Origin of the sequence: Geminisphaera colitermitum TAV2 (assembly GCF_000171235.2) — a bacterium.
Lineage (GTDB): Bacteria > Verrucomicrobiota > Verrucomicrobiia > Opitutales > Opitutaceae > Geminisphaera > Geminisphaera colitermitum.
The window spans coordinates 1-8,296 of sequence record NZ_ABEA03000025.1 but is presented as its reverse complement, the minus strand read 5'-3'; the positions used below and the strand labels follow the sequence as shown (position 1 = coordinate 8,296).

General features: G+C 62.3%; 9 protein-coding genes and 1 tRNA gene. 3 read left to right on the top strand and 7 right to left on the bottom strand.

Annotated elements, in window-relative coordinates; translation table 11 throughout:
* Window positions 1-17: 17 nt before the first annotated feature.
* Together nusB and ribH are read right to left on the bottom strand one after the other, a co-directional pair.
* Window positions 18-482, bottom strand: a complete 465-nt coding sequence (nusB, locus tag OBACDRAFT_RS03500) for a transcription antitermination factor NusB (RefSeq protein ID WP_043582815.1) — start codon at window positions 480-482, stop codon at window positions 18-20.
* Between the two features lie 43 nt (window positions 483-525).
* Complete coding sequence (gene ribH, locus OBACDRAFT_RS03495; RefSeq protein ID WP_052361011.1) at window positions 526-1,020, bottom strand: 6,7-dimethyl-8-ribityllumazine synthase; 495 nt, start codon at window positions 1,018-1,020, stop codon at window positions 526-528.
* Window positions 1,021-1,169: 149 nt separating this feature from the next.
* Between ribH and OBACDRAFT_RS03490 the strand changes: the two genes are divergently transcribed.
* Window positions 1,170-2,429 (top strand): AI-2E family transporter, encoded by a 1,260-nt coding sequence (locus tag OBACDRAFT_RS03490; RefSeq protein WP_081721785.1) that lies wholly within the window; start codon window positions 1,170-1,172, stop codon window positions 2,427-2,429.
* On the top strand, window positions 2,404-2,742 hold the full coding sequence (locus OBACDRAFT_RS03485; protein ID WP_052361009.1) for a zinc ribbon domain-containing protein: 339 nt from the start codon (window positions 2,404-2,406) through the stop codon (window positions 2,740-2,742). The genes OBACDRAFT_RS03490 and OBACDRAFT_RS03485 overlap by 26 nt, the downstream gene beginning before the upstream one ends.
* Window positions 2,743-2,780: 38 nt before the next feature.
* On the opposite strand, the gene cls is transcribed toward OBACDRAFT_RS03485, so the two are convergent.
* Together cls and OBACDRAFT_RS03475 are read right to left on the bottom strand one after the other, a co-directional pair.
* The gene (gene cls / locus OBACDRAFT_RS03480) at window positions 2,781-4,235 is read right to left on the bottom strand and encodes a cardiolipin synthase (protein ID WP_052361006.1); all 1,455 of its coding nucleotides are present in this window, start codon (window positions 4,233-4,235) and stop codon (window positions 2,781-2,783) included.
* A gap of 69 nt (window positions 4,236-4,304) precedes the next feature.
* A tRNA-His gene (locus OBACDRAFT_RS03475) sits at window positions 4,305-4,381 on the bottom strand.
* Here OBACDRAFT_RS03475 and OBACDRAFT_RS03470 point away from each other — a divergent pair.
* Window positions 4,374-5,096 (top strand): LOG family protein, encoded by a 723-nt coding sequence (locus OBACDRAFT_RS03470; protein ID WP_232766601.1) that lies wholly within the window; start codon window positions 4,374-4,376, stop codon window positions 5,094-5,096. The genes OBACDRAFT_RS03475 and OBACDRAFT_RS03470 overlap by 8 nt on opposite strands.
* A 99-nt stretch (window positions 5,097-5,195) precedes the next feature.
* Here OBACDRAFT_RS03470 and OBACDRAFT_RS28830 read toward each other — a convergent pair whose 3' ends face one another.
* From OBACDRAFT_RS28830 to OBACDRAFT_RS03460, 3 genes are all read right to left on the bottom strand, one after another.
* Window positions 5,196-5,354 carry a hypothetical protein gene (locus OBACDRAFT_RS28830; RefSeq protein ID WP_198529839.1) on the bottom strand — a complete coding sequence of 53 codons (159 nt, stop codon included), beginning with the start codon at window positions 5,352-5,354 and terminating at the stop codon, window positions 5,196-5,198.
* A gap of 49 nt (window positions 5,355-5,403) precedes the next feature.
* Window positions 5,404-6,216: a hypothetical protein gene (locus tag OBACDRAFT_RS03465; RefSeq protein ID WP_052361004.1), complete on the bottom strand. Its 813-nt coding sequence runs from the start codon at window positions 6,214-6,216 to the stop codon at window positions 5,404-5,406.
* A 260-nt stretch (window positions 6,217-6,476) separates the two neighbouring features.
* Window positions 6,477-8,081, bottom strand: a complete 1,605-nt coding sequence (locus OBACDRAFT_RS03460) for a glucose-6-phosphate isomerase (RefSeq protein WP_043582814.1) — start codon at window positions 8,079-8,081, stop codon at window positions 6,477-6,479.
* Window positions 8,082-8,296: the final 215 nt, after the last annotated feature.

Sequence of the window (8,296 nt, the reverse complement as noted above, 5' to 3'; positions counted from 1 at the left end):
GGGGGGAGGGGGGAGGGTTATGCTTTGGCGTCGGTGTCGTTGCCAGCTTTGCGGGCGTCGCGGCCGAGTTGGTCTTTGAGGCGGTCGAGGATGCCGTTGATGAAGCGTTTGGCGTCGGAGTTGGAATAAGTTTTGGAGAGGTTGATGGCTTCGTTGATCGAAACGACGGGGGGCACGTCTTTGCGGAAGATCATTTCGTAAATGGCCACGCGCAGGATGGTGAGGTCGATGCGCGCAATGCGGTCGAACTCCCAATTTTGCGCAAGGGTGCGGATGCGGGCGTCGATTTCAACGAGGTTGCGGATGACGCCGTCCACGACTTCGTCGGCGTAGGCGTAGTGTTCGCGCGGATGCTCCTGCGTCTCGTAAAAGGCGCGGAGGTCTTCGGAGAGGTTTTGCGGGGCGTTCATGCTCCACGCGAAAAGATATTGCATGGCGGCGACTCGGCTGTCGCGGCGTTGGGCGAAAAGGGCTTTGCTCATGGTAGGATTTGGGCGATGGGCGGATGGAGACCGGGCGGGCGGGTTAGGAGGCTTGCGGGACGAGATTGCGTTTGAGGGCGGCCATTTCGAGCGCGGCGCGGGCGAACTCGGCGCCGCGATTGATCGGGCCTCGGCAGCGATCCTCGGCTTGTTGCTCGTTCTCGGCCACGACGACGCCAACGATCACGGGCACGGTGGTGTCGAGCGATACGCGTTGCAGGCCTTGTTGGGAGGCTTCGGCCACGAGTTGGTAGTGAATCGTGTCGCCCCGGATAATCACGCCGAGGGCCACGACGGCGTCGAGGGCCGGGTGACGGCGCAAGAGGTATTGCGTGGCGCTGGGGAGTTCGTTGGAGCCGGGGACGCGCACGAGTTGGATGCGTTCGGGCCGCACGCCGGTGGCGGTGAGGTGTTCGCGCACTTGGGCAACGAGGGCATCGACCAGCGCGGGGTTGTAACGCGCGGCCACGATGCCGAAGGAGAGTTCGGTGGCGTTGATGGCGGAAGTGTTGATGGGCGCAGGCGCGTCGAGGCTCATGGCAGGTGGTGGCAGGAAGAAACCGCAACGTGTGCGGCCACGCCGCGGACGGAGCAACTTCTTTTCTTGTTTCGCTTTCTTGTTTCGCCGCCGGTTCGTGTCTCCGGCCTTATGTTGACCGAAACGGAAGTCCTGTTTTCGCTGCGTTCATGTCCGATCTTTCGTCGCCAAGCCCGAAGTCCCCCCCCCCCCCCCCCGTCCCGCCCGCACAATCGGGTCAGATTCCGAGCCTGCTCACTCCCACGCAACGGCGGTTGGTCGGCTTTGCCCTTGGGCTGCTGGCGCTGATCGTGTCGATCTCGTTGCTGGCCGGGGTGGGCATTACGCTCTCGTTTGTGGTGCGACATTTTTCGTCGGTGCTCTGGCCGCTGGCCGTGGCCGGCATCCTGGCCTTGATTCTGCGCCCGGTGGTCGAATTTCTGGAAAGCAGGTTGCGGTTTCGTCGCCCCATCGCGGTCGTGGCGCTCTACGCTGTCTTTGTGCTCCTCGTGGCGGCGGGCCTGCTCGTCATCATCCCGCCCGTGGTGAAGCAACTGATCGAGTTTCTCTCCGCGCTGCCCGGACTTTGGGAAAAGGCCGTGGCCTACGTGCAGGAGCACTCTCCGCAATGGCTCGGCATGGTGCATGACAAGATGGCCAACGCGAAATTCCAGGAAATCGTCCAAAACCTCGTCTCCCATGTGAAGACGGCCGCCGCCGAGGCCGTTCCCTCGGTCGAATCCGTGGTGCCGTCGCTCAAATCGGCGGGCATCGGTGTGCTTGGTTTTTTTGGTTTCGTCACCCACCTCGCCATCGTGCCGATTTACCTGTTCTTTTTCCTCCTCTCGCGCCGCGAGCCTACGCGCGGACTGGGTTCGCAACTGCCTTTCCTGAAGCCCGGCGTGAGGGATGATGTGGTGTTTCTGATCAACGAATTCATTGCCATCATCATCTCGTTTTTCCGCGGCCAGCTCCTTATCGGGCTCATCATGGGCGTGCTGCTGGCGCTCGGGTTTTCGATCATCGGGCTCAAGTTCGGCCTCTTTATCGGGCTGGCGCTCGGCATTCTCAATATCGTGCCCTACTTGGGCACGATTCTGGGCCTGAGCGTGGCTCTGCCGCTCGCTTTGCTCCAGCCAGATGGCGGCGGTGTGCAGTTGCTGGTTCTGGTGCTCGTCGTGTTTTGCGTCGTGCAGATGATCGAGGGCTGGTTCCTCACGCCCAAAATCATGGGCGACCGCACGGGGCTGCATCCGGTGGCGATCATCGTGGCGATTTTTTTCTGGGGCACCGCGCTCGACAGCATCCTGGGCATGGTGCTGGCCATCCCGCTGACGGCGTTTTTCGTCACGGCGTGGCGTTTGCTGAAACTCAAATATCTGCACCGCGACGACCACGATTATCATGACAACAAGGCCTCCGAATCGTAACGGCGGCGGGTTTGGGTTCGGGAATAAACCGCCTCCGCCGCCCGACGAGTGCGCCCAATGCGGGGCCGACATCCCGCGTGGTGCGCTGGCGTGTCCTGAATGCGGGGCCGACGAGCGCACCGGCTGGCGCGAGGTGTCGTCCTACGATGGGCTCGACCTGCCCGACTCCGCTTGGGCGGACGATGATGGCGGCGGCGTGAGCGAACGCGGGGGGGAGGGGGGGCCGTTGCGCATTGGCGGCATCGCGTGGTATTGGGTGGTGGTCGCGCTGGTGCTGGTGGTTTTTATGATCGCAGGGTTTGTGCTCCGCTAGGTGGTGTCGTCAATTGCGGGGGGCGTTTTTTCAGTTTTTTACAGCAGGGGGGCGAGGAGGCGGCTGATGTCTTCGGCGATGTTGCCGAGGATGCGGCGGCGGCGGATTTTGTCGGGGGTGAGGGGTTCGCATTCGCGGATTAGTTCGCCGGCCCAGGCGCGGAGGGCGCGGGCGTCTTCCTGGCTGTAGAGCATGGCGCCTATTTCGAAATTAACGAAGAGGCTGCGCATGTCCATGTTGGCCGAGCCGATGAGGGCAAACTGGTCGTCCACGATGATCGCCTTGCTGTGCAACATGCCGGGTTGGTAGGCGAGCACGCGAACGCCGGCGGCCATGAGTTGGCGCAGGAAGGGGCGGCGGGCATAGTCGGTGATGGGGTGGTTGGAGCGCGCGGGGAGGATGATGGTGACGTCGCGTCCGGCGCGGGCTTTGACTTCGAGGGAGCGCAGGAGGACTTCGTCGGGGATGAAATAGGGGGTGATGATCCAGAGGCTGCGCTTGGCTTCCTGCACCATGGAGACGATGCCGTCGTAGAGGGGATCGCCGGGCACGTCGGGGCCGTTGGCCACGATTTGCACTTCGCTTTTGCCTTCGGGGCGGAGGGCTTGGCGGAGGTCGAGTTCGGCGTGCGGGGGGGAGAGGGCCAGGGGGGGGAGGGGGCGTTTGCTGGCAAAGGTCCAGTCGGCGAGGAAGATTTCGTCGAGGATGGTAGCGGCGGGGCCGCTGATGATGGCTCCGAGGTCAGTGAAGCGTTTGGGCCAGGGTTCGGGGCCCATGTAGTCGCGGGCGATGTTGTGTCCGCCGACAAGCGCGGTGTGGTGGTCGAAGACGGCGATTTTGCGGTGGTTGCGGAGGTTGGCGGAGCCGCGTGAGGAGAGCGGCACCATGGGCATGAATTTGACGACTTCACCGCCGGCATCGATGATGGGTTTTATGAAGTGTCCGCTGGTGAACCAGCATCCGAGGGCATCAAGGAGGAGGCGGACTTTTATTCCCGAACCGTCTGCAGCGCGACGGGCGAGGAGTTCGACGATGCGGCGGCCGGTGTCGTCGTGCCCGAGGATAAAGGTCATGATGTGGATGGTGTGGCGCGCGCCGAGGATGAGGCGTTCGAGTTCGGCGTAGGTTTCTTCGCCGTTGGTGAGGAGGCGCACGTGGTTGCCTCCGACGGGGGCGATGGCGCCGTTGGTGCACATGGTCTGGGCGGTGGGGTGGATCGAGTGCGAAGCGGGGCAGGCAAGAGGGAGGCGGGGGGAGAGGGGGCCTTTGCTGGCGGCGAGCCGGGCGAGTTTGCGTCCGCCGAAGAGGAGGTAAAGGGGAACGCCCACGTAGGGCACGAGCAGGATGCCGAAGAGCCAGGCGATGGTGTTGGCGGGTTGTTTTTTGGCGCGCAGGAGGCGGGCAATGGCAAAGACGGCGAGCAGGAAACCGACTACGGTGAGCAGGTGGGAGACGAGGCTTTTGCCGACGACTTCCGTGACGGGGTCTTGCATGGCGCGAGAGGAGGGTTCCGGGCGTTTTTCCCCGTGCCGGGATCGGGTTCGGTATCGGGAGGAGAAAAATGGGGCGGCCAACGGGATTCGAACCCGCGACCCCAAGATCCACAATCTTGTGCTCTAACCAACTGAGCTATGGCCGCCGTAAGCGAAAGGGGACGGAAACTCACGATCTGCTTTCTTTCTGTCAATCCCTTCTTCCGAGATAATTTCCCTTCGGGTTTCAGAGCAGGGCAAGGGTATGACTCGATCTTTGACGCGGGGGCAGGCGGGGTTCAAAAAAATGCGATGACCAAACTTCTGTGTGTTTATTGCGCGTCGAGCACGATGCTCGCCTCCAAATACTACGAGGCGGGCGCGCGGCTGGGGGAGGGGCTCGTGAGGCGGGGTTGGGGGTTGGTCTATGGAGGCGGCAAGGCGGGTGTCATGGGCGCGGTGGCTTTGCAGGTAAAGGCGGGCGGGGGGCGTGTCGTGGGGGTGATTCCCGATTTCATGGTCGAGCGTGAACTTGCCTTCCGGGAGGCGGATGAGCTGATCGTCGTCAATACGATGCGCGAGCGTCGCCGGATCATGGAGGAACGGGCGTCGGCCTTCGTGGCTCTTCCCGGCGGCATCGGCACGTTGGAGGAGTTGATCGAAATCATGATGGCGCGGGCGCTCAACCGCATCGACAAGCCTCTGGTCCTCGTCAACCAGGAGGGGTTTTATGATGATCTGCTCCGGTTTTTCGAACGGATGACGCGCGAGCGGTTTTTGAGCAAATCACCGGGTTTGTTTACGGTGACAGACTCGGTGGACGATGTGTGGCGGCTGCTCGAACATCCTTGTCCGCTTGTGGTGGACGAGTTGTGGCGTTGAGGGAGGGGGGGGGGAATAAAAAACCCGGGGACGCAGATTGGCGTGTCCCGGGTTTTGAGTGATGAATGTTTCGTCTGATTTGTGGGCGATGCCAGCCAATCAACGGTATCCGCCAAAGCCGCCCATGCCGGGCATCTGGCCTTCCCATGATGCGGGGCGGCTCCACGGAATGGAGGAGTCTTCCTTGGTCTTCGTTTCGCAACCGCCCATGCCAATGGCAATGAGTGTGGCAACGAGAAAAACAGAGAGAACGCGCATGGTTTAAGAAGACGGATTTGTCAGATGAGGGAGAGTGAGTCCGTCGAGATTACTTTTTCTTGGCTGCAGGAGCGGCAGGCTCAGGAGCGGGGGCCGCAGGAGGAGGGGCGGCAACAATGATGCTGGCGGCGTCACCTTTGAGCAGATCGCTCTTGATCGACTTGGGTTCGACTTGGGCAATGGTGAGTTCGTCACGCACGGCGCTGACGCGGGCGCGGGCAATCTCGTTGCCGTCGCGCTTGATGGAGAAAAATTGGCCAATCGCAGCACCTTGCTTGTTGCCAACGTCGAGGATGACAAAGGCGTTGTCGGTGCCGACGCTGGCGACGGCGGTGTTGAGCAGGCGGGTGGGAACTCCTTTGCCTCCTTGGGCGGAGCCGGATTTGCCGATGTCGCCGGTTAGCTGGCCTTCGAGTTCCTTGATTTTGATCTCAGCGGCGGCGAGAGCAGCCTTGACCTCATCGGAGCTTCCTTCCGGGGCGGCGAGGCGGAGGCGGACGATTTCTTCGCGGAGTGTGACGACTTGGGTGTTAAGTTCTTTTTCGGACTTTTCCTTGGCGGCGTAGGCTTTTTTGGCGGCGTCGAGGTCGCGGGTAAGCTGGGTGGTGCGGGCTTTTTCCGACTGAAGCTGGGACTTGGTGTTGCCGAGTTCGGTATCCTTGGCCGCGAGCTGGCCTTTGGTGGCGGTGTGGGCCTCTTGGGATTTTTTGAGGTCGGCGTCGAGGCCGTCGGCACGCTTGGTTTGGTCGTCACGTTCTTGCGTGAGCTTTTGTTTTTGTTCGCCGATTCCAACGTAAAGATACGTTGAAGCACCGGCTCCAAGGAGGGCGAGGATACTGAGTACGAGGGTCAGGGTCTTCATAAGGGGATGGAAAAGGCTGTGTTCTTGGCGGAGTTGAGGGAGAGGTTAAAGGCAAAAGTGCGGGTAAAACAGAAAAAACAAAAAACAGTGAGTTGCACCGATATTGAAGGGGAGTTGCGGTTGCGCTTTTGGCGCTGTTTTAGGGTTGCGGGAAGGCGGTGAGAGGAGGCGGGAGGGCGGGCCGTTGAAACGGCCCGTCAAAGCGGCGATGAATCGCCGCACTCCATGTCCTTGCAGGCGAGTGATTTGAATTGCTGGTTTTAGGCGGAATAGGTGCTTTCGAACCAAGGGGTCTTGGCAGTCTTCGTAGCTCCGCCGTTGGCGGCGAGGTGTTCGAGGACTTTATAGACAAGCTCGGTGCGTTCGGGTGCGCCGATGGCGGCGGCGAGTTGTTCGGCGGTGAATGGTTTGCCGGGCGCGGCGGCGAGGGCAGCGGTGATTTTTTGTTTCAACGCGATGACGCCGGTGGCGGCTTTCTTGCCGGCTTCGACGCCGGGTTGGTGGTAGGCGTTGATGCCGACGAGGGTGGCGTAGAGGCCGGTGGCGCGTTCGTAGAGCGCGATGAGTTGGCCGAGGGTGCGGGGGGAGACGTCCGCCACGGTGAGGGTGAGGGAGGAGCGGTCTTTTTCGGTGAGGGCGTCGCGGGTGCCGAGATAGAAGCCTTGGAGGTAGTCGCCGGTGGTGATGCCGGGTTCGACTTGGAGCGGAGCGGCGGGAGCGGGTGGGCGGGGGGGGGGGGGGGGGAGATCGCGGTCCTTGAGGACTTCGATGAAGGTGACGAAGAAGTTGTTCACGCCTTCGCGGAGTTGTTGCACGTAGGCGTGCTGGTCGGTGGAGCCTTTGTTGCCGTAAACGGCGATGCCTTGGTTGACGATGTTGCCGGCAAGGTCGAGTTCCTTGCCGAGGGACTCCATGACGAGTTGTTGGAGGTAACGGGAGAAGAGGAGGAGGCGGTCTTTGTAGGGGAGAACAACCATGTCTTTCGCACCGCGTCCGTCGGTGGCGTAGTGCCACATGAGGGCGAGGAGGGCGGCGGGATTTTCGCGGGTGGTGGTGGAGCGGGTGAGGGCGTCCATTTCGGCGGCTCCGGCGAGGAAGGCGTCGATGTCGATGCCTTGGAGGGCGGCGGGGAGGAGGCCGACGGCAGAGAGTTCGCTGGTGCGGCCGCCAACCCAGTCCCACATGGGGAAGCGGGCGAGCCAGCCGTCGGCGCGGGCGGTCTGGTCGAGTTTGGATCCGTCACCGGTGACGGCAACGAAGTGTTTGGTGTAGTCGAGGCCGGCGGCGCGGAAGGCGGCGGCGGCTTCAAGCTGGCCGTTGCGGGTCTCGACGGTGCCGCCTGACTTGGAGATGACGACGACGAGGGTTTGGGGGAGTTTGCCGGTGAGGGTGGCGAGGGTGTAGTCGATGCCGTCGGGGTCGGTGTTGTCGAAGAAGGAGACGGCGATTTTGTCGCGTCCGGGTTGGCCGAGGGCGTGGTTGACGAGTTGGGGGCCGAGGGCGGAGCCGCCAATGCCTACGACGAGGAGGTGGGTGAATTCGCAGTCGGTGGAGCCGCAGATTTCGCCAGTGTGGATTTTTTTGGCGAAGGCTTTGATGGCCGCGAGTGTGTCGGTGATGGCGGCGCGGAGTTCGGGAGTGGGCGCGAGGGTGGGGTTGCGGAGCCAGTAGTGGCCGACCATGCGGTTTTCGTCGGGGTTGGCGATGGCGCCGCGTTCGAGGTCTGCCATGGCGGCAAAGGCTTTCTGGATGGCGGCTTCTTTGCCGGGGAGGTAGGTGTCGGGGAAGGGGATGCGACTGATGTCAAGCGAGAGGCCGAGCGAGGCGTTGTGGTAGGTGTGTTGTTTGAAGCGTGTCCAGGACATGGTGAGAAAAATGCTGAATGTAGAATGAAGATGGGGGGATGTGGAGCGCGGAGTTTAGGTTGTGGGGTGGTTGTGGCGGATTTCGTGGTCGAGCCAATCAATGAGGGCGGGGAGTCCGTCGAGGGTGAGGGGGGCGGTGTCGCCGTGGCGCCAGGCGTGGAAGGGGCGGGAGGGGCCGGCGGCGAGGGTGGTCATGTCGTTGTGGATGACGGCAT